At 72.2% G+C, this 23,190-nt stretch carries 19 protein-coding genes; 9 read left to right on the top strand and 10 right to left on the bottom strand.

Features of this window, described 5'->3' with window-relative positions; genetic code table 11:
* The first annotated feature begins 139 nt into the window (after positions 1–139).
* Genes glgX through treZ form a run of 3 tightly spaced genes read left to right on the top strand, consistent with a single transcriptional unit; the run spans position 140 to position 6,872 of the window.
* Positions 140–2,608, top strand: a complete 2,469-nt coding sequence (glgX, locus tag DEJ18_RS04395; protein ID WP_258376848.1) for a glycogen debranching protein GlgX — start codon at positions 140–142, stop codon at positions 2,606–2,608.
* A complete protein-coding gene (gene treY / locus DEJ18_RS04390; RefSeq protein WP_111209675.1) occupies positions 2,605–5,121 on the top strand; it encodes a malto-oligosyltrehalose synthase in 2,517 nt (838 codons plus the stop codon). Before glgX ends, treY begins: the two co-directional genes overlap by 4 nt.
* Positions 5,118–6,872 carry a malto-oligosyltrehalose trehalohydrolase gene (gene treZ, locus DEJ18_RS04385; RefSeq protein ID WP_111209674.1) on the top strand — a complete coding sequence of 585 codons (1,755 nt, stop codon included), beginning with the start codon at positions 5,118–5,120 and terminating at the stop codon, positions 6,870–6,872. The genes treY and treZ overlap by 4 nt, the downstream gene beginning before the upstream one ends.
* A 97-nt stretch (positions 6,873–6,969) precedes the next feature.
* On the opposite strand, the gene DEJ18_RS04380 is transcribed toward treZ, so the two are convergent.
* Entirely contained in the window at positions 6,970–7,974 is a 1,005-nt protein-coding gene (locus DEJ18_RS04380; protein WP_111209673.1) for an aldo/keto reductase family protein, read from the bottom strand.
* Positions 7,975–8,158: 184 nt separating this feature from the next.
* Between DEJ18_RS04380 and DEJ18_RS04375 the strand changes: the two genes are divergently transcribed.
* The 3 genes from DEJ18_RS04375 (at position 8,159) to DEJ18_RS04365 (ending at position 10,569) form a co-directional block, all read left to right on the top strand.
* Positions 8,159–8,719, top strand: a complete 561-nt coding sequence (locus DEJ18_RS04375) for a YceI family protein (protein WP_111080984.1) — start codon at positions 8,159–8,161, stop codon at positions 8,717–8,719.
* 251 nt (positions 8,720–8,970) lie between these two features.
* On the top strand, positions 8,971–9,537 hold the full coding sequence (locus DEJ18_RS04370; protein ID WP_111209672.1) for a TIGR03086 family metal-binding protein: 567 nt from the start codon (positions 8,971–8,973) through the stop codon (positions 9,535–9,537).
* A 33-nt stretch (positions 9,538–9,570) separates the two neighbouring features.
* A complete protein-coding gene (locus tag DEJ18_RS04365; RefSeq protein ID WP_111209671.1) occupies positions 9,571–10,569 on the top strand; it encodes an aldo/keto reductase in 999 nt (332 codons plus the stop codon).
* Positions 10,570–10,711: 142 nt separating this feature from the next.
* Here DEJ18_RS04365 and DEJ18_RS04360 read toward each other — a convergent pair whose 3' ends face one another.
* Positions 10,712–11,653 (bottom strand): oxygenase MpaB family protein, encoded by a 942-nt coding sequence (locus DEJ18_RS04360; RefSeq protein WP_111209670.1) that lies wholly within the window; start codon positions 11,651–11,653, stop codon positions 10,712–10,714.
* 95 nt (positions 11,654–11,748) lie between these two features.
* Here DEJ18_RS04360 and DEJ18_RS04355 point away from each other — a divergent pair, with 95 nt between their 5' ends.
* Positions 11,749–13,437 (top strand): long-chain-fatty-acid--CoA ligase, encoded by a 1,689-nt coding sequence (locus DEJ18_RS04355; protein ID WP_111209669.1) that lies wholly within the window; start codon positions 11,749–11,751, stop codon positions 13,435–13,437.
* Positions 13,438–13,443: 6 nt separating this feature from the next.
* On the opposite strand, the gene DEJ18_RS04350 is transcribed toward DEJ18_RS04355, so the two are convergent.
* The 4 genes from DEJ18_RS04350 to DEJ18_RS04335 form a co-directional block, all read right to left on the bottom strand.
* On the bottom strand, positions 13,444–14,292 hold the full coding sequence (locus tag DEJ18_RS04350) for an ABC transporter permease (RefSeq protein WP_111209668.1): 849 nt from the start codon (positions 14,290–14,292) through the stop codon (positions 13,444–13,446).
* Positions 14,289–15,371 carry an ATP-binding cassette domain-containing protein gene (locus DEJ18_RS04345; protein WP_111209667.1) on the bottom strand — a complete coding sequence of 361 codons (1,083 nt, stop codon included), beginning with the start codon at positions 15,369–15,371 and terminating at the stop codon, positions 14,289–14,291. The genes DEJ18_RS04350 and DEJ18_RS04345 overlap by 4 nt, the downstream gene beginning before the upstream one ends.
* A 56-nt stretch (positions 15,372–15,427) precedes the next feature.
* Complete coding sequence (locus tag DEJ18_RS04340) at positions 15,428–16,201, bottom strand: hypothetical protein (RefSeq protein ID WP_146241481.1); 774 nt, start codon at positions 16,199–16,201, stop codon at positions 15,428–15,430.
* Positions 16,202–16,306: 105 nt separating this feature from the next.
* Positions 16,307–17,875 carry an inositol monophosphatase family protein gene (locus DEJ18_RS04335; RefSeq protein WP_181434121.1) on the bottom strand — a complete coding sequence of 523 codons (1,569 nt, stop codon included), beginning with the start codon at positions 17,873–17,875 and terminating at the stop codon, positions 16,307–16,309.
* Between the two features lie 94 nt (positions 17,876–17,969).
* Here DEJ18_RS04335 and DEJ18_RS04330 point away from each other — a divergent pair, with 94 nt between their 5' ends.
* A complete protein-coding gene (locus DEJ18_RS04330; RefSeq protein WP_111209742.1) occupies positions 17,970–18,398 on the top strand; it encodes a DUF3054 domain-containing protein in 429 nt (142 codons plus the stop codon).
* Here the strand turns inward: DEJ18_RS04330 and DEJ18_RS04325 are convergent.
* Both DEJ18_RS04325 and DEJ18_RS04320 read right to left on the bottom strand, forming a co-directional pair.
* Entirely contained in the window at positions 18,395–19,048 is a 654-nt protein-coding gene (locus DEJ18_RS04325; RefSeq protein ID WP_111209663.1) for a spermidine/putrescine ABC transporter substrate-binding protein, read from the bottom strand. The genes DEJ18_RS04330 and DEJ18_RS04325 overlap by 4 nt on opposite strands.
* A gap of 135 nt (positions 19,049–19,183) precedes the next feature.
* On the bottom strand, positions 19,184–20,113 hold the full coding sequence (locus DEJ18_RS04320) for a DUF3097 domain-containing protein (RefSeq protein WP_111209741.1): 930 nt from the start codon (positions 20,111–20,113) through the stop codon (positions 19,184–19,186).
* An 80-nt stretch (positions 20,114–20,193) separates the two neighbouring features.
* Between DEJ18_RS04320 and DEJ18_RS04315 the strand changes: the two genes are divergently transcribed.
* Positions 20,194–21,246, top strand: a complete 1,053-nt coding sequence (locus tag DEJ18_RS04315; protein ID WP_111209662.1) for a zinc-dependent alcohol dehydrogenase family protein — start codon at positions 20,194–20,196, stop codon at positions 21,244–21,246.
* A 29-nt stretch (positions 21,247–21,275) separates the two neighbouring features.
* Here DEJ18_RS04315 and DEJ18_RS04310 read toward each other — a convergent pair whose 3' ends face one another.
* Together DEJ18_RS04310 and DEJ18_RS04305 are read right to left on the bottom strand one after the other, a co-directional pair.
* Positions 21,276–21,968 (bottom strand): methyltransferase domain-containing protein, encoded by a 693-nt coding sequence (locus tag DEJ18_RS04310; protein WP_258376847.1) that lies wholly within the window; start codon positions 21,966–21,968, stop codon positions 21,276–21,278.
* Positions 21,965–23,053: a type III polyketide synthase gene (locus DEJ18_RS04305; protein ID WP_111209661.1), complete on the bottom strand. Its 1,089-nt coding sequence runs from the start codon at positions 23,051–23,053 to the stop codon at positions 21,965–21,967. The genes DEJ18_RS04310 and DEJ18_RS04305 overlap by 4 nt, the downstream gene beginning before the upstream one ends.
* Positions 23,054–23,190: the final 137 nt, after the last annotated feature.

Below are 23,190 nucleotides of genomic sequence, written 5' to 3'. Positions count from 1 at the left end.
CCGTCAGCGGTGGCGGACAGGGCCACTGCACGGCACGACGCGGTGGGGAGGGAGAACGCTCCACAGTGCGCGGTCCGAGCCCGGACATCACAGGGGCCCGCCGATACGTTGGCCACGTTCACCCCTTCTGGAGGCACGTTTGCACACCTGGCCCGGCAACCCCTACCCGCTCGGCGCGACCTACGACGGCAGCGGCACCAACTTCGCCGTGTTCAGCGAGGTCGCCGAACGGGTCGAGCTCTGCCTGTTCGACGCCGACGGCACCGAAGAACGCGTCCGCCTCGTCGAGGTCGACGCGCACGTGTGGCACGCGTACCTGCCCACCGTCGGCCCCGGGCAGGAGTACGGCTTCCGCGTCCACGCCCCGTACGACCCGGCGAACGGCCTGCGCTCGAACCCGGCGAAGCTCCTGCTCGACCCGTACGCCAAGGCGACGAGCGGCGACATCGACTGGGACCAGTCCCTGTTCTCGTACACGTTCGGCGACCCGGACTCGACGAACGACGAGGACTCGGCGTCCCACATGATGAAGGGCGTCGTCATCAACCCGTTCTTCGACTGGCAGGGCGACCGCGCACCGCGGATCCCCTACGGCGAGACGGTCATCTACGAAGCGCACGTCAAGGGCCTCACCGAGACGCACCCCGACGTCCCCGAAGAACAGCGCGGCACCTACGCCGGCGTGGCCCACCCGGCGGTCATCGAGCACCTGAAGCGGCTCGGCGTCACCACCCTCGAACTCATGCCGGTGCACCAGTTCGTGAACGACTCGACCCTGCAGGACAAGGGACTGTCGAACTACTGGGGCTACAACACGATCGGGTTCTTCGCGCCGCACTCGCACTACTCCGCCGCGGGCGACAAGGGCCAGCAGGTGCAGGAGTTCAAGGCGATGGTGCGCGAGCTGCACCTGGCCGGCATCGAAGTCGTGCTCGACGTGGTCTACAACCACACGGCCGAGGGCAACCACCTCGGCCCGACGCTGTCCTTCCGCGGGATCGACAACGCCGCGTACTACCGCCTGATGGAGGACGACAAGCGGTACTACCGCGACTACACGGGCACGGGCAACTCGCTCAACGTCGGCCACCCGCACTCGCTGCAGCTCATCATGGACTCGCTCCGCTACTGGGTGACCGAGATGCACGTCGACGGCTTCCGCTTCGACCTCGCTGCCGCGCTCGCCCGTGAGTTCTACGAGGTGGACCGGCTCGCGGCGTTCTTCGAACTGGTGCAGCAGGACCCGATCGTGTCCCAGGTCAAGCTCATCGCCGAGCCGTGGGACGTCGGCCCCGGGGGCTACCAGGTGGGCAACTTCCCGCCGCAGTGGTCGGAGTGGAACGGCAAGTACCGCGACACGGTGCGCGACTTCTGGCGGGGTGAGCCCTCGACGCTCGGCGAGTTCGCGTCGCGCATCTCCGGGTCCGCCGACCTCTACGAGCACGACGGCCGCACGCCCAAGGCGAGCATCAACTTCATCACCGCGCACGACGGCTTCACGCTGTACGACCTGGTCGCCTACAACGAGAAGCACAACGACGCCAACGGCGAGGACAACAACGACGGCGAGAGCCACAACCGGTCCTGGAACTCCGGCGTGGAGGGACCGACGGACGACCCCGCCGTGAACGAACTCCGTCTCCAGCGCCGACGCAACTTCCTCGCGACGCTGCTCCTCAGCCAGGGCGTCCCGATGATCGCGCACGGCGACGAACTCGGACGCACCCAGCAGGGCAACAACAACGTCTACGCGCAGGACTCCGAGCTGAGCTGGATCGACTGGGCCGCCGCCGACGACGAACTGATCCAGTTCACCGCCGACGTCGTCAAGCTCCGCCACGACCACCCGACGTTCCGCCGGACCCGGTACTTCAACGGCCGTCCGGTCCGTCGTGGCGAGGGCGAGCCGTTGCCCGACGTGGTGTGGCTGACCCCGGCCGGCGACGCCATGCAGCCCGAGGAGTGGGACTCCGGCTTCGGCAAGAGCGTCGGCATGTACCTGAACGGCGAGGGCATCCGCGGCCGCGACGCCCGCGGCGAGCGGGTGACCGACGTGGCGTTCCTGACGTACTTCAACGCCCACGACGGGGTCGTCACGTTCACCCTCCCACCGGAGGAGTACTCCCCCGGCTGGACCGTCCGGATCGACACCGCGCAGCCGGGTGCCCGCGACGACGTGCTCGAGGCCGGCGACGCGCTCGACGTGCCCGCCCGGTCGATGATCGTGCTCCGCGCCGAACCGGAGCACGAGATCCAGCGGACGCCCGTCGACACCGCGCAGCAGGACGAGCCGGCGCACCCCGCCGCCAGCCCGGCGAACCCCGCGGGATCGGCAACGCCCAGTGCCGCGGGGACACCCGGCGCTGCCGGGACATCCAGTGCCGCCGGGACGCCCGGTGCCGCCGGCGTCGCCCCGACGATGTCGAGCACGCCGACGAACACGACGGCGGCGAGCACCCCGCCCGCAGAACCCGAGCCGGCTTCGTCCGCGACGACGGACGCCGACGCCGGAACCGAGACCCCTGCCACATCCCCCTCCGACGACGCTGCGTCCGAGCGCGACGCGCCCGGCGCCGCCGGAGCCGACACCCCTGGAAGTGCCGCATGACCCGCCGCAACCCGACCTCCACCTACCGCCTCCAGGTCACGGCCGACTTCGACCTCGACGCCGCCCGCGACGTCGTGGACTACGTCCGGGACCTCGGCGCCGACTGGCTGTACCTCTCCCCCGTCCTGCAGGCCGAGCCGGGCTCCGGCCACGGGTACGACGTCGTCGACCACACGCACGTCGACACCGAACGCGGTGGCGACGACGCCCTCCGGGCGCTGGCCGAGGCCGCACACGCGGCGGGCCTCGGTGTCCTGGTCGACGTCGTGCCGAACCACGTCGGTGTGGCCACGCCCGCGGTGAACCCGTGGTGGTGGTCGCTCCTCGAGCACGGCCAGGAGTCCCCGCTGGCGTCGGCGTTCGACGTCGACTGGGCGGCCCGCGGCGGACGCATCCGCATCCCGGTGCTCGACGACCGACTGCTCGACGGCGTCACGCTCGACACCGGCGACGCTGACGGCGCGCCCCGCCTGCTCGTCGGCGAGACCGCGTACCCGACCGCTCCCGGGACCGTGCACGACGGCGACGACGTCGAGACCGTGCACGCGCGGCAGCACTACGAGTTCGTGCACTGGAAGCGTGCCGACTCGGAGCTCAACTACCGCCGGTTCTTCGCGGTGAACACCCTCGCGGCGATCCGCGTCGAGGAGCCCGAGGTGTTCGCCGCCTCGCACGGCGTGATCGGCTCCTGGTTCCGGGACGGCCTCGTCGACGGTCTGCGCATCGACCACCCGGACGGTCTGACCGACCCGGCCGGCTACCTCGACGACCTCGCTGACCTGACCGGCGGCGCCTACACGCTCGTCGAGAAGATCCTCGAGCCCGGGGAACTCCTGCCCTCGTCGTGGCCCGTCGACGGCACGACCGGCTACGACGCGCTCGGGTACATCGACCGCGTGTTCGTCGACCCCGCGGGTGAGGCCCCCCTCACCGCGCTCGAGGACCGTCTCCGCGGTGCGCACGTGGCCTGGCAGGACCTGACCCGCGGCACGCGCCGCGGCATCGCCGACGGCATCCTCAACAGCGAGGTCCGTCGTCTCGCCCGCCTGCTCGTCGTCGACCCGGTCGTGCAGGCCGACGGTGCGCCGCTGGACGAGGAGCGGATCGTCGACGCCGTCGCCGAGGTCGTGGCGAGCTTCGAGGTCTACCGGACCTACCTGCCGGAGGGCATCCACCACCTCATCGAGGCGCTCGAGGTCGCCGCAGAGTCCCGTCCGGACCTCGCCGACGTCATCGACCGCATCGCGCCTGCGCTGTGCGACGGGGACGACGCCGCCGCGATCCGCCTGCAGCAGACCAGCGGCATGGTGATGGCGAAGGGCGTCGAGGACACCGCGTTCTACCGGACCTCCCGCCTGTCCTCGCTGAGCGAGGTCGGCGGCGACCCGAGCGTCTTCGCGGTCACCCTCGACGAGTTCCACGCGGCCCAGCGCGAGCGCCTGGCCAGCTGGCCGCTCGCCATGACCACGCTCACCACGCACGACACGAAGCGAAGCGAGGACACCCGCGCCCGCATCGCGGTCCTCGCTGAACTCGGCGAGGAGTGGACGGCGACGTTCGACCGGCTGAACGCCCTCGCCCCGCTCGAGGACGGCGTGTTCGCGAACCTGCTCTGGCAGGCGATCGTCGGCGCCCGCCCGGCCTCTCGCGAGCGTCTGCACGCCTACGCCGAGAAGGCCTCGCGCGAAGCCGGCGACAGCACGACGTGGACCGAGCCGGACGAGGCGTTCGAGCAGCAGATGCACGCACTGGTCGACGCGTCGTTCGACGATCCGGCCGTGGTCGCCGAGCTGGACGCCCTCGACGAGCGGGTCACCGCGGCGGGCTGGTCGAACGGCCTCGGCGCGAAGATCCTGCACCTGACCGCGCCCGGCGTCCCCGACGTCTACCAGGGCACCGAGGCGTGGGACCGCTCCCTCGTCGACCCCGACAACCGTCGTCCGGTGGACTACGCCGAGCGTCGGCGGGTCCTCGCCACGCTCGACGGTGCGGACCACGACGGCCCCGACGCCCTGCCCGGCATCGACCTCGACGCCGCCGCGAAGACCCTGGTCACGAGTCGGGCGCTCCGCCTCCGCCGAGACCACCCGGAGCTCTTCACCCGGTACGTCCCGCTCGACGCCACGGGCACGGCGGCCGACCACGTGGTCGCGTTCGACCGTGGCGGTGCCGTGACGGTCGCCACCCGGTTGCCGCTCGGTCTGGCGGCCGTCGGCGGCTGGGCGGACACCCTGCTGCACGTCGTCCCCGTCGAGCGCGTCGACCTGTTGACCGGCAGGCGTTTCCCGGCCGACCGCGACCTGCTGCTCGACGAGCTGCTCACCGACTTCCCGGTCGCGCTCCTCGTCCCGGCCGACGTCGTCGACGGCGCCGGGCACGACGCGGCCCTCGGCGCCGAGGACGCCCGGCACGCCGGCACCGGCGCCAGCGCCGGCACGACCACCAGCACCACCACCGATGACACCGAGACCGACGCGCAGGCCGAGGTCGAGATCCTGGAGGGTCACGCATGACCAGTCCTGACCGCTACGGCGTCTGGGCCCCCGAGCCCGAGAACGTCCGCCTCGTCGTCGACGGGACCGAGTACCCGTTGACGCGCGGTGACGACGACTGGTGGACCACCGACGAGGTCGTCCCCGTCGTCGGCGCTCGCTACGGCTTCCGCATCGGCGACGACGACGCCGTCCGTCCCGACCCGCGCAGCCGGTTCCAGCCCGAGGGCGTGCACGGCCCGTCCGAGGTCGTCGACCCCGCCCGCTTCGCCTGGACCGACGACGCCTGGACCGGTCGCCCGGCCCGCGGTGGGGTCGTCTACGAGATGCATGTCGGCACCTTCACCCCCGAGGGCACCCTCGACGCCGCCGCCGCCAAGCTCGAGCACCTCGTCGAGCTCGGCGTGGAGTTCGTCGAGCTCCTGCCGGTGAACGGCGTCAACGGCGAGTGGAACTGGGGCTACGACGGTGTCGCCTGGTACGCGGTGCACGCGCCGTACGGCGGCCCGGACGCCTACGACCGCTTCGTCGACCGGGCGCACGCGCTCGGTCTCGGGGTCATCCAGGACGTCGTGTACAACCACCTCGGCCCGAGCGGCAACTACCTGCCGCTGTACGGTCCGTACCTGGTGCAGGGCCTGGCGAACACGTGGGGCGACTCCGTCAACGTCGAGCACCCCGAGGTGCGCCGGTACGTCCTGGACAACGTGCGCATGTGGTTCCGCGACCACCACGTCGACGGGCTCCGGCTCGACGCCGTGCACGCCATCCGCGACACCACGCGACCGCACATCCTGGCGGAGATGGCGAGCGAGACCGACGCGTACTCGGCGTTCACGGGCAAGCCGCTCTCGCTCATCGCGGAGTCGGACCTCAACGACCCGGTCATGTTCCGTCCGCGCGAGGCCGCGGGCTACGGGCTCGCCGGGCAGTGGTCGGATGACTTCCACCACGCCGTGCACGTCGCCGTCACGGGCGAGACGAACGGCTACTACGCCGACTTCGCTCCCCTGACGGCGCTGGCGAAGGTCCTCGACCAGGGGTTCTTCCACGACGGCACGTGGTCCTCGTTCCGGGGCAAGCGGCACGGTCGTCCGATCGACCGGGGCACCTCCCCCACCACGGCGCTCGTCGTCGCGAACCAGAACCACGACCAGATCGGCAACCGGGCAGCCGGTGACCGCCTGGCCGCGACGGTGTCGGACGAGGGGCTCGTCATCGCGGCGGCCCTGACCCTGCTCGGCCCGTTCACGCCGATGCTGTTCATGGGCGAGGAGTTCGCCGCGACGACCCCGTGGCAGTTCTTCACGTCGCACCCGGAGCCCGAGCTCGGCAAGGTGACGGCCGAGGGTCGCATCAAGGAGTTCGCGGAGCACGGCTGGGACGAGTCGACGGTCCCGGACCCGCAGGACCCGACGACGTTCACGAACTCGAAGCTCGTCTGGGCCGACGCCGAGTCGGAGCGTGGCGCCCGGATCCTCAACGCCTACCGCGTGCTCGTCGCCCTCCGCCGGACCGACGAGGCCTTCATCGACCACCGGTACGAGGCGAACGCCGTCCGGTTCAGCGAGGACGAGCGCTGGCTCGTGCTCACCCGGGGGCTCCTCGGGCCGACCGCGGCACCGGTGCACGTGGTCGTGAACCTGTCCGACGGTGCGGCCGAGGTCCCGCTCGTCGGCGCCACGGGCGAGGTGCTCTTCAGTTTCGGTGACGCCGATTTCGACACGGACGGCGTCCGCTTCGGCGGTCGCGGACTGGTCGTGGTGCGCTGACGGCACACGTCACCGACAGACGGACGGGAGGCCCGGTACCAGTCGGTACCGGGCCTCCCGTCTGCCGTCGGGGGCGTCCGCGCGGACGGGCCCGCGACTACGCGGGGCGCGACGCGGGGCTGACGCTCTTCGAGGCGTCGCGCTCCGGGATGTCCCCGAGCGCCTCGTCGATGGCTGCGAGGGCGTCAGCATCGAGCTCCACGCCGGCGGCCTTGACGTTGTCGGTGACCTGCTCCGGACGGGATGCGCCGACGATGGCCGAGGCGACGTTCTCGTTCTGCAGCGTCCACGCGATGGCGAGCTGGGCGAGCGTCAGGCCGGCCTGGTCGGCGACGGGCTGCAGGCGCTGGACGGCCTCGAGGACCTCGTCGCGCATGAACCGCTTGATCATGTCCGCGCCGCCCTTCTCGTCCGTGGCGCGGGAGCCCTCGGGCAGCGGCTGACCCGGCTTGTACTTGCCGGTGAGGACGCCCTGCGCGATCGGCGACCAGACGATCTGCGACAGCCCGAGCTGCTTCGAGGCGGGGACGACCTCGCCCTCGATGACACGCCAGAGCATGGAGTACTGCGGCTGGTTCGAGATGAGCCGGAAGCCGAGCTCCTTCGCGAGTGCAGCACCCGCGCGGATCTGCTCGGCGTTCCACTCGCTGACGCCGATGTAGAGCGCCTTGCCCTGGCGGACGACGTCGGCGAAGGCCTGCATCGTCTCTTCCAGCGGGGTCTCGTAGTCGTAGCGGTGCGCCTGGTACAGGTCGACGTAGTCGGTCTGCAGACGCTCGAGCGAGCCGTTGATCGACTCCATGATGTGCTTGCGGCTGAGGCCGACGTCGTTGTGCCCCTTCGGCCCGGTCGGCCAGTACACCTTCGTGAAGACCTCGAGCGACTGCCGACGCTCACCCTTGAGCGCTTCGCCGAGGACGGTCTCAGCGGCCGTGTTGGCGTAGGTGTCCGCGGTGTCGAACGTGGTGATGCCGGCGTCGAGCGCTGCCCGGACGCACTGGGTGGCGACGTCGTTCTCGACCTGCGAGCCGTGCGTCAGCCAGTTGCCGTAGGTGATCTCGGAGATCTTGAGTCCGGAGTTGCCCAGGTACCTGAATTCCATGGGTGCGACGCTACTGGAGTGAGCGCTCCCGTGAGGGGTCTCGGCAGTACCCGGGTCGACGACCCGGTGAACAATGGTTGACGCTTCAACCAAACGCGTGCAGAATGGGCTACCATCAGGTTCGATGCAGGCGCATGCACCATCGCGTCCGCCCCAGCACTCACCGCTCGAAGAAGGACACACCATGGCTCTCACCGCCTCCGCCATCCCCGGCTACGTCACCGGCACCTGGAAGCTCGACCCGACCCACTCCGAGGTCAGCTTCTCGGTCCGCCACCTCGCGATCAGCAAGGTCAAGGGCAAGTTCGAGCAGTTCGACGCGACGCTCGTCACCGCCGAGAACCCCCTCGACACCACCCTCGAGGCCTCGATCGACGTCTCGAGCATCAACACCAACCAGCCGCAGCGCGACCAGCACCTGGCCACCGGTGACTTCTTCCTCACCGAGGAGCACCCGCACATGACCTTCCGCTCGACCGGCATCCGCGAGGACGGCGACGACATGCTCATCGACGGCGAGCTCTCGCTGCGCGGCGTCACCAAGCCCGTCACCCTGAAGACCGAGTTCGGCGGCGTCACCACCGACGGCTACGGCCAGGTCAAGCTCGGCGCCGAGGCGACCACCAAGATCGACCGCACCGAGTTCGGCGTGAACTGGAACGCGGCCCTCGAGGCCGGCGGCTTCACGCTCGGCAACGACGTCACCATCAACCTCGACGTCCAGTTCGTCCTCCAGGCGGCCTGACCCCTCCCCCGACACGGAGCCCCGGCGCCCTCGGCGTCGGGGCTCCGTGCTGTCCGGGCTCGGACGCGCGGGCAGCCCGGAGGGCCCGCACAGTCCCCCGACGCACCGTTCGGACCCAGGACGCGCCGACCCCGAGCGGACCACGACGAGCGGTAGCGTGGACCGCGCCCGAGCCGCCCGCGGGAATCCTCCCCGCAGCCCGGGAGTTGCACGCAGCACCGCTGGACAACGGCCGAACAGGAGTCATCACGATGCCCACCGACTGGATCGCCCTGCAGACCCTCGCGGCCGCGGAGTTCGGCCGCCGCGTCGCCGCCGTCACCGACTGGGACGCGCCCACCCCCGACTCTGAGTGGACCACCCGCGACCTCGTCGCCCACGTGGTGGACGAGCAGCGGTGGATCCCGAAGCTGCTGACGGGGTGCGACCACGAGCAGGCCGCTGCGGACCTCGAGCCGATCGGCGACGACCTCGTGGCCGAGTGGCAGCGGCACTCGAGCGCCGCGATCGAGGCCTGGCACCAGGCACCGCAGGACACCCCGGTTCACCTGTCGACCGACGTGGTGAGCGCCGGCGAGTACCTCGTCGAGCAGACGAGCGACATCGCGATCCACACCTGGGACCTCGCCCGGGCCACCGGCAGCGACGAGCACCTGCCGGGCGAGCTCGTCGAGGCGGTGTGGACCCACTTCGAGCCGCAGATCCAGTCGCTCGCCGCGACCGGCCTGTACGCGGCACCAGTGCAGGTAGACGACGATGCTCCGCTGCAGGTGAAGCTCCTCGCGGTGACCGGGCGCGACGCCCGTACCGACGCCTGACGCCGCACCACACACGTCACGGAAGGACCCCGTATGTCCGACACGACCGTCCCCACCACCCGCCTCGGCAGCACCGGCCTCGAGATCTCGAGTGTGATCCTCGGGATGATGTCCTACGGCGACCCGGCCGAGGGCTCGCATGCCTGGAGCGTCGGCCTCGACGACGCCCGCCCCTTCGTCCGCCGCGCCTTCGAGTCCGGCATCACGACGTTCGACACCGCGAACGTCTACTCCGCGGGCAGCAGCGAGGAGATCACCGGGACGCTCCTCAAGGAACTCGCCCCGCGCGAGGAGGTCCAGGTCTTCACGAAGGTCTTCAACCGCATGCGCCCCGGCCGGAACGGCGCGGGGTTGTCGCGTGCGGCGATCATGCACGAGATCGACGCGTCGCTGACCCGCCTGGGCACGGACTACGTCGACCTCTACCAGATCCACCGGTTCGACCCGGCCACCCCGGTCGAGGAGACGATGGAGGCACTGCACGACGTCGTCAAGTCCGGCAAGGCGCGCTACATCGGTGCGTCGAGCATGTGGGCGTGGCAGTTCGCCGAGATGCAGCACGTCGCCGAGCGGCACGGGTGGACGCAGTTCGTCGCGATGCAGGACCAGTACAACCTGCTCGAACGCGAGGAGGAGCGCGAGATGCACCCGTTCTGCGCGCACACGGGTGTCGGTGTGATCCCGTGGAGCCCGCTCGCCCGCGGCAAGGTCACCCGACCATGGGACGCGCAGGGGTCCGGCTCACGTGCCGACACGGACGAGTTCGGCAAGACCCTGTACCGCCAGGACGAGGACGCGAACCGTGCGATCGTGGACGCCGTCGGTCAGGTCGCCGAGGAGCGCGGTGCCAGCATGGCGCAGATCGCCCTGGCGTGGGTCGCCGGCAAGCCCGCGGTCTCCGCGCCGATCATCGGCGCGACGAAGGAGCACCACATCGACGACGCGGTCGCGGCCACCGCGATCACCCTGACCGAGGACGAGGTCGCGCGACTCGAGCAGGCGTACACGCCGCGGGTGCCGTCCGGCTTCTGACGCGGCGTCGTCCCCTCGGGCACGAGGCTCCGCACCGGCACGCCGGGACCGTCGCGCAGGCGTCGGCCCGGGAACGGCGGCGGCAGGCCCGGGCCAGCCGACACCGGGCCTGGCGTCCGTGCTCCGGCGGCCGACGAGAGCCTCAGGCCGCGCCGATGCCCTGCTCTCCCGTGGCCTCACGCTCGAGCCGCGCGATGCGGGCCAGTGCAGCGCGCTCGCTGCCCGTCTGGGCGCCGAGCACGCTGCTGATGCCGCCGAGGACGAGTCCCGTGGCCCGGTCGACCGGCAGTTCGACCGGGCCGATCGACGGCGTGCGGACGCCGAGGAGCGACCGGTGCCGCGGGTCGAGGGTGGACACCGCGCCCTGGTAGATGGCGCGGTACCCGGGCCGGAGCATCTGCGCGAGCGGCGGGTTCTTGATGAAGCGGAGGACCTCGCGGGTCCGGGGCGTCACGGCGAGCTCCCCGCGGTCGAGGTAGCCGTCCATCTGCGCCCGGAGTGCGGCTTCGGTCTCCGGAGCGTCCTCGACGCGCATGAGTCGCCCGGCGATCGCCCACTCGCGGACGTACGCGTCGGCACCGCCGGGGATGGGCTCACCCCAGCGCTGCGCGGTCCGGAGGAAGGCGTCCGTGAACGCCAGGTGCACCCAGCGCGCCAGGTCGGGGTCGTTCGCCGTGTACGGTCGGCCGATCCCGTGCCCGTCGACGTACTGCCCCCGCACGCGTTCGTGCAGCCGGAGCACCCACTCGCTCCCCGCCCTGGCCGTCGCGGTGTCGCCGTGCGTGACCGTGTAGATCCAGCGGATCGTGCCGGCGAGCCGCCCGAACGGGTCCTCTCGGTAGCGGGAGTGGTCGGCCACACCCGCCAGGGCACCCGGGTGCAGCGCCTGGACGAGCAGCGCGCGCACGCCGGCGACGATGGTCTGGTTGCCGCCGTGCACCGACCACGTGGCCGACCCGGGGCCGAAGAACCCGGCGTCGGTCCCCTGCTCGAGGTCGTCGACCCACTCGGGGCTGGTGCCGGAGGTGCTGCCCGTGAACGTGGCCTGCAGACGGGTGCGGAACGCATCGGTGACGAACGACATGCTCCATGGTCCGTCGGGCCCCTGACAGCGAGCCCTGACCTCGGCCACGGAAGGCGCCTGACAACGGCTCGGATCCGCCCGCTAGGTTGGACGGCGTGAGCATCGACACGCCTCGTCCCTGGCTTGCCTCGTACGCCTCAGGGGTCCCGAACGACATCGAGCCGATGACGGGGTCCCTGCCGGACCTGGTCGAGCAGTCGGCAGAACGCTTCCCGAAGGCGGTGGCGCTGGAGTTCTTCAAGCGGACGACGACGTACGCCGAACTCGACGAGCAGATCGCCCGTGCGGCGAACGGCCTGCGGAAGCTCGGCGTCACGAAGGGCGACCGCGTGGCCCTGGTGTTGCCGAACTGCCCGCAGCACGTGGTCGCGTTCTACGCGGTCCTGCGGCTCGGGGCGATCGTCGTCGAGCACAACCCGCTCTACACGCCGCGCGAACTCCGGCACCAGTTCGAGGACCACGGCGCCCGGGTGGCGATCGCGTGGGACAAATCGGTGGCGACGCTGCAGGACTTCCCGAAGGACGTCGCCCTCGACGCGATCGTCTCGGTCGACCTGACCCGGGCGATGCCGCGGAGCACCCGGCTCGCACTCTCGCTGCCGGTCGCGAAGGCCCGCGAGTCCCGGGCGAAGCTCACCACCACGGTGAGCGGCACGACCCGCTGGGACGACCTCGTGTCCGCCCGGAAGCTGTCGAAGCGGCACCCGCGCCCCGAGACCGACGACGTCGCCCTCATCCAGTACACCTCGGGCACCACGGGCACCCCGAAGGGCGCCGTCCTGACCCACCGCAACCTGCTCGCGAACGCCGCACAGGCGCGGGCGTGGATCCCGCAGATCAGCGCCGGCGACGGCAGCGTCGTGCACGCCGTCCTGCCGATGTTCCACGCGTACGGCCTGACGCTCTGCCTCACCTTCGCGATGAGCATCGCCGGCCGACTCGTGCTCTTCCCGGCGTTCGACCCCGCGCTCGTCCTGGCCGCGATCAAGAAGCGTCCGCCGACGTTCCTGCCCGCCGTGCCCCCGATCTACGCCCGACTGCAGCACGCCGCCGACTCCGCCGGGGTGTCGCTGCAGGGCATCGACATCGGCATCTCCGGTGCCATGCCGCTGTCGAAGGACGTCATCGAGCCGTGGGAGGCCCGGACCGGCGGGTTCCTGGTCGAGGGGTACGGCCTGTCCGAGTGCTCTCCCGTGCTCATGGCGAACCCGGTGTCCGACGCGCGACGCCTCGGCGCGATCGGCCTCCCGCTGCCGTCGACCGAGTGCCGCGTGGTGGACCCCGACGACCCGACGAAGGTCCTCGGCACCGATGAGTCCGGCGAGCTGCAGGTCCGTGGGCCACAGGTGTTCAGCGGCTACTGGGGCAAGGCGGACGCCACCGACGAGGTCTTCACCCCCGACGGCTGGTTCCGCACCGGCGACATCGTCGCGATCGACGCGGACGGCTTCGTGCGGATCGTCGACCGGCTCAAGGAACTCATCATCACGGGCGGCTTCAACGTCTCGCCGTCCGAGGTCGAGGACACACTCCTCAAGCACCCCAGCGTGAAGGAGGTCGCGGTGGTCGGCATCACGCAGGCCGGCAACGAGCAGGTCGTCGCCGCGGTGGTCCCGTCCGACCCCGCCTCGTTCGACGCCGACGCCCTGCGCTCGTGGTGCCGCGACCAGTTGGCGGCGTACAAGGTGCCGCGCCGCGTGGTGGTCGTGGAGGACCTCCCCCGGTCGATGATCGGCAAGGTGCTGCGCCGGAAGGTGCGTGACGCGATCCTCGGCGGCGACTAGCCCTCGTCACTTGCTGCTGATCCGGGTGTACTTGTTCACCGCCCAGGGCACGAACACGACCAGCATCACCGCGATGCCGATGAGCACGGTCGCGATCGGGTGCTGCATCGTCCAGACGTCGGGTACGGGCGCCGAGCCGGCGTTGCCGAACAGCTGCCGGGCGGCCTGCACGAGCGAGGAGACCGGGTTCCACTCCGCGAAGACCCGCAGCACCAGCGGCATGGTCTCGCTCGGCACGAACGCGTTCGAGATGAACGTCAGCGGGAACAGGATCATGAACGAGGCGTTGTTGATCACCTCGGGGGACTTGACGCTCATCCCGAGCAGCGCCATCACCCAGCTGAACGCGTAGCTGAACAGCAGCAGGAGCGCGAGCCCACCGACGAACTCGAGGGGTGACGAGTTGACGCGCCAGCCGACGGCCAGTCCGGTCGCCATCATGATGACCATCGAGATGCCGTTGAGCACCAGGTCGGAGTTGGTCCGCCCGACGAGCACCGCGGACGCCGACATCGGCAGCGTCCGGAACCGGTCGATGAGCCCCTCCTTGAGGTCCTGCGCCATGGCCGATCCCGAGAAGGTCGCCCCGAAGACGACGGTCTGCGCGAAGATCCCCGCCATCAGGAACTGCGTGTAGTCCGTGCCCTGGACGCTGATCGCGCCGCCGTAGACCTGACTGAACAGCAGGACGAACATGATCGGCTGCAGGACGGCGAACACGAGCATGTCCGGCGACCGCTTGATCTTCGTCAGGTTCCGCTTCGTGACGGTCCAGCCGTCCTCGAACCAGACCGCGACCGGCGAGGTGACGACGACGGGCAGCTGCCGCCCGAGGGCGGACGTGGTGGCGGTCATCGGACGTGCTCCGCTCCGGTGGTGTCCGCCGGGACGGTGGTCCGGTCGTCGCCGCCGGGTGGTCGGTCGCTCGTGCCAGGCCGGGAGGCCCGTCCGCCGCCCGCCACGGTCGTCGTGTCGTCCTCGTCCTCGGTGGCAACGTGCCCGGTGAGCCGGAGGAAGACGTCGTCGAGCGTCGGCCGTCGCATGCCCGCGTCGTGGAGTCCGACCCCGGCCGCACCGAGGTCGGCGAGCACCCGCTGGAGGGCAGCCGGCCCGGCGTCGACCGCGATCGCCCGGGTCCGCCCGTCCCCGCTCGTCTCGACGTCACCCGTGCCGTACCGCGCGAGCACGGTCGAGGCGGCGTCCCCGTCCGCGGCGTCGACGAGGGTGACGACCACGCGGTGCCCGCCGACCTGCGCCTTGAGCTCGTCCGCGGTGCCCTCGGCGATCACCCGGCGGTCGTCGATCACGGCGATGTCGTCGGCGAGCTGGTCGGCCTCCTCCAGGTACTGCGTGGTGAGGAGCACCGTGGCACCGTCGGTCACGAGGTCCTCGATGATGCCCCAGAGCGCGAGACGGCTGCGGGGGTCGAGCCCCGTCGTCGGTTCGTCGAGGAACAGCACGCGCGGGTTCATCACGAGCGCTCCGGCCAGGTCGATGCGCCGCCGCATGCCCCCGGAGAAGCCCTTGACCGGGCGGTCGCCCGCCTCGGACAGCCCGAAGACGTCGATGAGTTCGCGCGCCCGGTCCCGGGCGGCCCGCCGACCGAGGTGGTACAGCCGCCCGATCATCTCGAGGTTCTCGAACCCGGTCAGGTTCTCGTCGACCGCGGCGTACTGCCCCGAGACGCCGATCGCACGGCGGGTGCCCTGGGGATCGGCGACGACGTCGACACCGGCGACCCGGGCCGACCCCGTGTCGGGTTCGACGAGCGTGGTGAGCACCTTGACGGTGGTCGTCTTGCCGGCGCCGTTCGGCCCGAGCAGCGCGGTGACGGTGCCCTCGGGCACCGAGAGGTCGAGACCGGTCAGGGCGTGCACCGGCCCCGACTTCGATCGGTAGGTCTTGGTCAGGCCGGAGGCCTCGATGATCGCCATGTCGCTCCTTCGTGACCGGCCGGACACCAGTGGGTCGGAGGAGCGACCGGCGTCACTCAGACGTCGAAGTCGCCGCCACCGAAGTCGCTGAAGCCCTGGTCGAACCCACCGCCGTCGGACGCACCGCCCCAGTCGGATCCACCATCGCCCCAGGAGGCGTTCTCGGTCCCGCCGCCGTCGGTCGCACCGCCGTCGCCGGATCCGTCACCAGTGTCCCCCGCGCCGCCGTCATCCGCACCCCCTGCATCGGTTCCACCGTCGAACGAACCGGGGTCGGGCAGGAAGGCGCTCATCAGGGCGGACCCGATCACGTACCCGCCGACGGTGCCGAGCAGCGAGGCACCGAGCATGCTGCCGAAGCCGGAACCCTGTCGACCACCGAACCCACCACCGCCGCCGATGCCGCCGAGCGACCGCTCCATGTACCCGGGCTGCCGGAGCTCCGAACGGGTCGCCGACTGGGCGAGGGAGCGCGGGTCGTCGCCACGCGGGGCGTCACCGGCGGGTGCGGTGCGCGTGAACTCCTCGTAGACCATCCGGCGCTGCTCGGGCGTCAGCTGCGCGAAGGCCTCGGCGTGGACCTCCTCGATGCGCTCGGGCGGAGCGGTCCGGAGCAGGTAGCGGTAGCGGGCGACGGCGCGCTCGTCGTCGGCACCGCCCGGCTGCTGCGGTGCGCCGTACGGCTGTCCGGTTGCGCCGTACGGCTGTCCGGTCGCGCCGTACGGCTGCTGGTAGGACTGCTGGCCGTACTGGTACCCCTGCTGGCCTGCACCGGGTCGTGGCTGCTGCGGACGCTCCTCGCGGCCGAGCAGACGGTCGAGGAATCCCATGACGTGCTCCTTCGTGCGGACACCGTGCCCGCTGGCGCCCACGGTAGGCACCGACGGCTCCGGCTGACTGGGTGTGTGCTCAGAAGCAGCCGCGGAGCGTCACGGTCACGACTCGGAGCCGCGCAACGCCGCCGCCCACACCTCGTGCAACTCGTCGGCCGCGCCGGGGTGCGCCACGAGGAACGGCGCGCCCACCGGCGGGAACTCCGACACCGGGCCGTCGAGGGTCAGGACGAGGCCGCCGGCCTCGTGCACGAGCAGGACCGCGGCGCCGTGGTCGACCGGGTCGAACGCCGGCGTGCACGCGCCGATCCCCCGTCCGGCGGCGACCTGGGCGATGGTCAGCGTGCCGGACCCCGTCACCCGGACCGAGCAGGACCTCGCGGCGAGCGCCGCCACGAACGCGGTGAAGCCGGGCCACGGCCGGTGCCCGTCGAGCTCGGTGCCGACGACGGCACCGGCCAGTGCCCGCGGAGCGTCGTCGAGTCGCAGGACGCGGTCGCGTTCGGTCGCGCCCCGGCCGCGTCGGGCCTCCAGGACCTCGCCCCGCCACGGGTCCGCGACGACGCCGACGACGGGTCGCCCGGAGCGCGTCAGGCAAAGCGACGTGCTCGTCCAGGGCACGCCGTTCGCCAGGTTGGTGCTGCCGTCGACGGGGTCGAGGTACCACCGGTGCTTGTCCCCGGGGGCGACGCCGTACTCCTCGCCCGTGAAACCGTGCTCCGGGAACGCTGCCCGGACCCGTCCGCGGACGTGCTGCTCGATCGACCGGTCCACGTCGACGACCCGGGCGGCCGCGTCCCCGGCGTCCGTGCTGACCCGGTGCTCCCGGGTGAACGCGATCACCTCGTGTGCGATCCGGTGGGCCAGGGCCTGCGCACGCCCGGCGACCTCCGGCTCGGTCGGCTCGCGTCGGGGTACGTCCCACCCGTCCCGCTCCGCAGCGGCGAGCACGGCGTGCACGGTCGCCACGTCCTCGGTGAGGAGCAGGTCGGCGCCGAGTCGTGTCGCCCACCGCGTCGGCTCCGGGTCGTCGACGGTCCACACCGCGACGCACAGGCCCAGTGCGTGTGCCGCGCGGACGGTCGCCGGCGTGAGGAAGGCGACGTCGAGGTCGAGGGTCGAGGGTCGCAGCGCCGTCAGGTGCGCGGCGGTCGGGGGCTCGAGCGCGTCCCACGGCATCCACACGTCTGCTTCGGGCAGCAGCGCCCGGACCGCTCGCATCGCGGCGGTGGATCCGCGCCAGGCGACGACCGCGGTGCCGGTGACGCCCTGCACCGTGCGGACCGCCGCCTCGGCGTCGGCGGGGTCGGCGAGCCCGACCAGCAGCGTCGCCGAGCAGCCCTCCAACCGTTCGAGCACGGCGTCGAGCCGCGGGATGCGGTCGAGCCCGTTGCCGAGCCTGGCGACGTCGCACCACGAGACGTCCGACACCCGGCGTCCGTCGCCCCACATCCGGCCGAGGGTCGCGTCGTGCAGCAGCACCGCGACGTCGTCGGCCGTGCGGCGCACGTCGACCGCGATGACGTCCGCGCCGAGCGCCTCGGCGACCGCGACGGCCGGCAGGGTGTTCTCGCGGCGGACGCGCGGCGCACCGCGGGAGGCGACGACCCGTGGCGGACGGAGGGCGGGCCTCCCGGTGGGCGCGGGGGCCGGGCTCTCGAGCGTCGTCACCGCTCCATGGTGGGAGGGCCGTCCCAACGGCACGTGACGGGACGGTGAACAGCCGGCTGCCTGTGGACACCCGGTCGCCTGCGAGGATGGACGTGTGGAGACTCGTACCTGGGGTTGGCTCGCGGCGGTCGTCGACGTCGTGCTCATCGTGGCGTTCGCCGTGATCGGGCGGAGTTCGCACGGCGAACCGTTCGCGCCGCTCGGACTGTGGACGACCGCCTTCCCGTTCCTGGCGGGCTGGGCGATCGCGTACGTGACGTCCGGGGCGTGGTCGCGTCCGCTGGCGACCTGGCCCACCGGGGTCGTGGTGTGGGTCCTGACGGTGTTCGTCGGCCTGGCGATCCGGGTCGCCACCGGCCAGGGCGTGGTCGACGGGAACCCACTGCCGATCTCGTTCGTCGTCGTCACGACGATCGTGCTCGGGGTGTTCCTGGTCGGGTGGCGGCTGCTCGCCCGGCTCGTCCTGCGTGCCCGGGACCGCCGGAGCCCGGCGCACGGCGCGGAGCGCCCCGCCCGGCGCTAGAACAGTCCGCCGCGACGGCCCTCGTCCGGGCCGTCCAGCCCGCGGAACATGTCGGACACGAGCGCCGCGATCTGCGGTTCCACCAGGCGCTCGACCGCTTCGGCGATCCGCTCCCGGTGGTCGATGAGCGCCAGGCACACGGCCGTGCCGGTGGACCGAGCACACTCGTCGGACAGCTCGATCTCGTGCCGGAGCGCGGCCTTCGCTTCGTCCGACAGCGGCTCCCGCGGCTCCTGCTCGCTCGCGCCGGTGCCGGCGAGCTCACCGAGCGTGAACAGGAACGGCTCCCCGGGCTGCGGCTGCGGGTCGACGTCGAGGCCCTGGAACTCCGGCTCGAGCCCCTCGGCCGGCTGGTACCCGGCGCGCCGCCTGCGGGCCGCGGCGCGCTCGAGTTCGCGCTGGAGCAGCGGCAGGTTCCTCGCAGTGTACTCGTCGACGGCGTCCTCGACGATCACCGACATCCGACCGATCAACGCGTGCTGGACGGGGTGCGGCACGTCCGGGCCGAATCCCGCTGCCGCAGCGACCGGCGAGCCGGTGCAGCGTCGGCAGATCCGGGTGCGCGGGCGGGCGGAGCCGATCTGCCACCGCGGCAGCCAGCGCAGCCAGACGTCGACGGCGTTCCGCACGCGTCCGTCGATGCCGTCCATCCCGTCAGCGTAAGCGGCGCGCCCGGGATCTGCGCCGAGGCTCGGGGCGGACGACGGAACTCGTCGGTCGGAGCGCGCCGGTCCGGCGACGGCGTCTCGGCCGGGAGGCGCGGGGCGCCGCCGGCAGGCAGCGGATCAGGCTGCTTCGGTCACGAAGTCGATCAACTCCTCGACCCGGCCGAGCAGCTGCGGCTCGAGGTCGGCGAAGGTCCGCACCTGTCCGAGGATCCGCTGCCACGCCCGGGCGATGTCGGCCTGCTCCGCGTGCGGCCACCCGAGCGCCTGGCAGATGCCGGCTTTCCACTCGATCGACCGCGGGATCGTCGGCCACTCGCGCAGTCCGACCCGCGCGGGCTTCACCGACTGCCAGACGTCCACGAACGGGTGCCCGACGACGAGCACGTGTGCGCCCCACTTCCCGCGCATCACGGCGTCCGCGAACCGGGACTCCTTCGAGCCCGGCACCAGGTGGTCCACGAGCACGCCGACCCGGCGCTCCCGGGTCGGCCGGAAGTCGTCGAGGACGTCGGCGAGGTTGTCGACGCCGGAGAGCTCCTCGACCACGACGCCCTCGACCCGGAGGTCCGCGCCCCACACCTTCTCGACGAGTTCGGCGTCGTGCTTGCCCTCCACCATGATCCGGCTCGGCAGGGCCACGCGGGCGCGCTGCTGCTCGACCGCGAACGACCCGGACGCGGTGCGGAGGCGACCACCCTCGGGCGCACGCCGGACCGCCGGGGCCGGGTCGGGCCTCCCGGCAGGCCCGCTCGTCCTGGCCGGCGGCGCCGCGGCGGCGGAGCGGCCGACGGGTGCCTGCGGGCGGGTCAGCGTGACGAGTTCGCCCTCGAGCAGGAACTGCCCGGTGAAGGGGAAGGCGCGGGTGCGGCCCTTCCAGTCCTCGAGCGACACGGTGCCCGCCTCGAGCCCGACCACGGCGCCGGCCCACCCGGAGGAGGGGTCCTCGAGCACCATGTCCCGTTCGAGCGGCACCTGCCGCACCTTCCGCACGCCGCGCGAGCGCCAGTCGCCCGAGAGCACGTCACTGCCGTACCGGTCCTCGTCCACCCGCACGAGCGTACTGTCGACGGGCGGCCGGACGACGTCGACCGGCCGGTCCCCCACCATCACGACGGAAGGCACTCCCCGTGCGCGCAACAGTCATCCACGCCCCTCGCGACATCCGCGTCGAGGAGCGTGACGCCCCGACGATCATCGAGCCGACCGACGCCGTCGTCCGCATCACCGCCGCCTGCGTGTGCGGCTCCGACCTCTGGCCGTACCGGGGCGTCCGCGACACCGCGGAGCCGCGCGCGATCGGCCACGAGTTCGTCGGCGTCGTCGACCAGGTCGGCGACGAGGTGACCGACCTGCACGTCGGGGACTTCGTCATCGCGCCGTTCACCACGAACGACGGGACCTGCCAGGCCTGCGCGCACGGCATGACGAGCGGCTGTGACCACCGCTCCACCTTCGGCGTGACGCCGGACGCGTACGGCCACCCGCTCGGCGGCGCGCAGGCCGAGTACGTCCGCGTGCCGGATGCCGCGGCCACCCTGGTCGTCGTGCCGGGCCCCGTGGACGACGACCTCGTGCCGTCCCTGCTGACGCTGTCGGACGTCTTCTCGACCGGACACCACGCGGCGGTCTCCGCCGAGGTCGGCCCCGGCAAGACCGTCGTCGTGGTCGGTGACGGCGCGGTCGGCCTGTCGGGTGTGCTGGCCGCGGCGCGACTCGGCGCGGAGCGGATCATCGCCATGAGCCGGCACGCCGACCGGCAGGCCCTCGCACGCGAGTTCGGGGCGACCGACATCGTCGAGGCCCGCGGCGACGATGGCGTCCAGGCGGTGCGCGACCTGCTCGGCGGCGACCTGGCCGACTGCGCGCTCGAGGCCGTCGGCACGGCGGAGAGCATGGACCAGGCACTGCGGGTCGTCCGTCCGGGCGGCAACGTCGGCTACGTCGGCGTGCCCGCGGGTGACCCGGAACTGCCGATGCCGTTCTTGTTCGCCCGGAACATCACGGTCGGCGGTGGGATGGCCCCGGCCCGCGCCTACATCGAGGAGCTGCTCCCCGACGTGCTCGCGCGCACGATCGACCCGGGCCGCGTGTTCGACCTCGAGCTCCCGCTCGACGACGCCGCCGAGGCGTACGCCGCGATGGACGAGCGCCGGGCGATCAAGGTGCTGCTGCGGCCGTAGGGGTCCCTGTCTCGCCACAGCGGGGGGGGTCAGTCGCTGACCGCGAGGACCCGGTGCGGGGACGCCGGCTCGGCGCGCCACCCGGGTGGCAGGGCGGCGGCGAGCTCCGGCACCGTGAAGCTCCGTCGGATGGAGCGCAGCCCGTCCTCACGGATGAACGTCCCCGCGGTGACGAGCACCGACCCGACCGCGTACAGCCGGTAGGCGGCTGCGGACCGCCGGATGTCGGAGTGCACGCTCCGTGACACGGCGAGCGCCGCGGAGTCGCGCAGGAACGCGTCGCGCTCGGTGTCGCCGAGGTGGTGCAGCACGTGGTTCGAGACGACCACGTCGAACCGCTCCCCGGCGGCCACGAGCTCGGCGCTCGACTGCTGCCGGAAGGTGACCCCGGGCGCGGACCGCCGCTCGGCCGCCCGGATCGCCCGCGGGTCCGGGTCGACACCGACGACCTCGAGGTCGAAGCCGTCACCCCGAGCCCACCGGGTCAGCGACCGGGCGAGGTCTCCGCCCCCGCAGCCGAGGTCGAGCACGCGTGCCCGGCCGGTCGCCGGCAGCGCCGGCACCACGTGCGTCTGCCACACGGATCGCCAGCCGCTCACGGCGGCGTTGACGACCGCGAACCGTCGGAAGGTGCGGTCGAGGGTCGCGGCGTCACAGTCCGGATCGTCCATGAGTTCCCGCAGGTCGACGGCACGGGTGGACAGGTCGATCCGGTCCGTCACGCCTCCACCACCGTGAGGGCCGCGGCCTCCACCGTCAGCCCCGGCCCGAAGGCCAGCGCGACGACGGGGGTGCCGTCGGCGGGGTCCGCCGCCAGCGCCTCCCGGAGGACGAACAGGACCGTCGCGCTCGACATGTTGCCGTGCTCCCGCAGCACCGTGCGGCTGGCCGTCAACGCACTGTCGGGCAGGTGGAGGGCGTCCTGCGTGCGGTCGAGGATGGCCCGGCCGCCCGGGTGCACGGCCCACACCGGCACGTCGTCCGGCGTCCAGCCGCGCGGGTCGAGCAGCGGCGCGACCGCCGCCTCGGCGTGCACACCGATGAGCTTCGGCACCGCGGTGCTGAGGACCATCTCGAAGCCCTCGTCGCCGATGTTCCACGCCATCTCGCTCGCCCCTTCGGGCAGCACCATGGTCGTGAACGCGTCGAGCCGCAGGCCCGGGCCGTCGGCGGTGACGACCGCGGCGGCCGCGCCGTCCCCGAAGATGCTGTTCGCGACGATCTGGTCCGGGTCCTCGGAGTTCCGCACGTGCAGCGTGCAGAGCTCGGCGCAGACGACGAGCACGACCGCTGACGGGTCGGCGCCGACGAACGCGTCGGCGATCCGGAGCGCGGGGAACGCCGCGAAGCAGCCCATGAAGCCGATGTGCTGACGGAAGACGTTCCGCGGCAACCCGAGTTCCTCCACGATCGCCAGGTCCGGCCCTGGCTGCGTGAACCCGGTACAGGACACCGTCACGACGTGGGTGACCGTCCCCGGGTCGACGGCGGCGCGGTCGAGGGCGTCACGGGCGGCGCCGACGAAGAGCGGTGGCGCGAGCTCGCGGAACCGGTCGTTGCGCATCCCGGTGCTCGGCGAGGTGAGGACGCCGTCCACATCACGGAAGGGGCCGGGCGCCGCGGCGGCATCGAGCTCCGGCAGGACGCTGTGCCGGTGCTCCACCTCGGACGCGCCGAACGCCGCCGGGACGAGCCGCGACGCCAGCCGCCCCAGACCAGGCTGGGCGGCGAAGAGGTCACGGACCTCGGCCTGCCCGAGGGTGGTCCGCGGGACGGCGGTACCGATGGCTCGGATCGTTGCTGACACGCTCCATCCTGTCACCGGATCGCTGACGTGTCCCCAGGATGAGCCGGAGGCCATGGAACGCGGACGCGGACCGGTCGCGCAGCTGTCGCCGGACGGACCGGAGGCCCGTGGCGGATCCGCCACGGGCCTCCGGTCAG

Source organism: Curtobacterium sp. MCSS17_015 (assembly GCF_003234265.2).
Taxonomy (GTDB): Bacteria; Actinomycetota; Actinomycetes; order Actinomycetales; family Microbacteriaceae; genus Curtobacterium.
Note: the sequence above shows the minus strand (reverse complement) of the source record. Positions and strands in the feature narration are given on the sequence as shown.

Bases quoted from the DNA above. Each gene is read 5' to 3' on its own strand.
- DEJ18_RS04345 (WP_111209667.1), bottom strand. From the start codon at position 15,371: ATGGCGATCATCGAGGCCTCCGGCCTGACCAAGACCTACCGATCGAAG.
- DEJ18_RS04325 (WP_111209663.1), bottom strand. From the start codon at position 19,048: ATGGACGGCATCGACGGACGCGTGCGGAACGCCGTCGACGTCTGGCTG.
- DEJ18_RS04360 (WP_111209670.1), bottom strand. From the start codon at position 11,653: ATGTCGTTCGTCACCGATGCGTTCCGCACCCGTCTGCAGGCCACGTTC.
- DEJ18_RS04375 (WP_111080984.1), top strand. From the start codon at position 8,159: ATGGCTCTCACCGCCTCCGCCATCCCCGGCTACGTCACCGGCACCTGG.
- DEJ18_RS04350 (WP_111209668.1), bottom strand. From the start codon at position 14,292: ATGACCGCCACCACGTCCGCCCTCGGGCGGCAGCTGCCCGTCGTCGTC.
- treZ (WP_111209674.1), top strand. From the start codon at position 5,118: ATGACCAGTCCTGACCGCTACGGCGTCTGGGCCCCCGAGCCCGAGAAC.
- DEJ18_RS04340 (WP_146241481.1), bottom strand. From the start codon at position 16,201: ATGGGATTCCTCGACCGTCTGCTCGGCCGCGAGGAGCGTCCGCAGCAG.
- DEJ18_RS04365 (WP_111209671.1), top strand. From the start codon at position 9,571: ATGTCCGACACGACCGTCCCCACCACCCGCCTCGGCAGCACCGGCCTC.
- DEJ18_RS04370 (WP_111209672.1), top strand. From the start codon at position 8,971: ATGCCCACCGACTGGATCGCCCTGCAGACCCTCGCGGCCGCGGAGTTC.
- treY (WP_111209675.1), top strand. From the start codon at position 2,605: ATGACCCGCCGCAACCCGACCTCCACCTACCGCCTCCAGGTCACGGCC.
- DEJ18_RS04380 (WP_111209673.1), bottom strand. From the start codon at position 7,974: ATGGAATTCAGGTACCTGGGCAACTCCGGACTCAAGATCTCCGAGATC.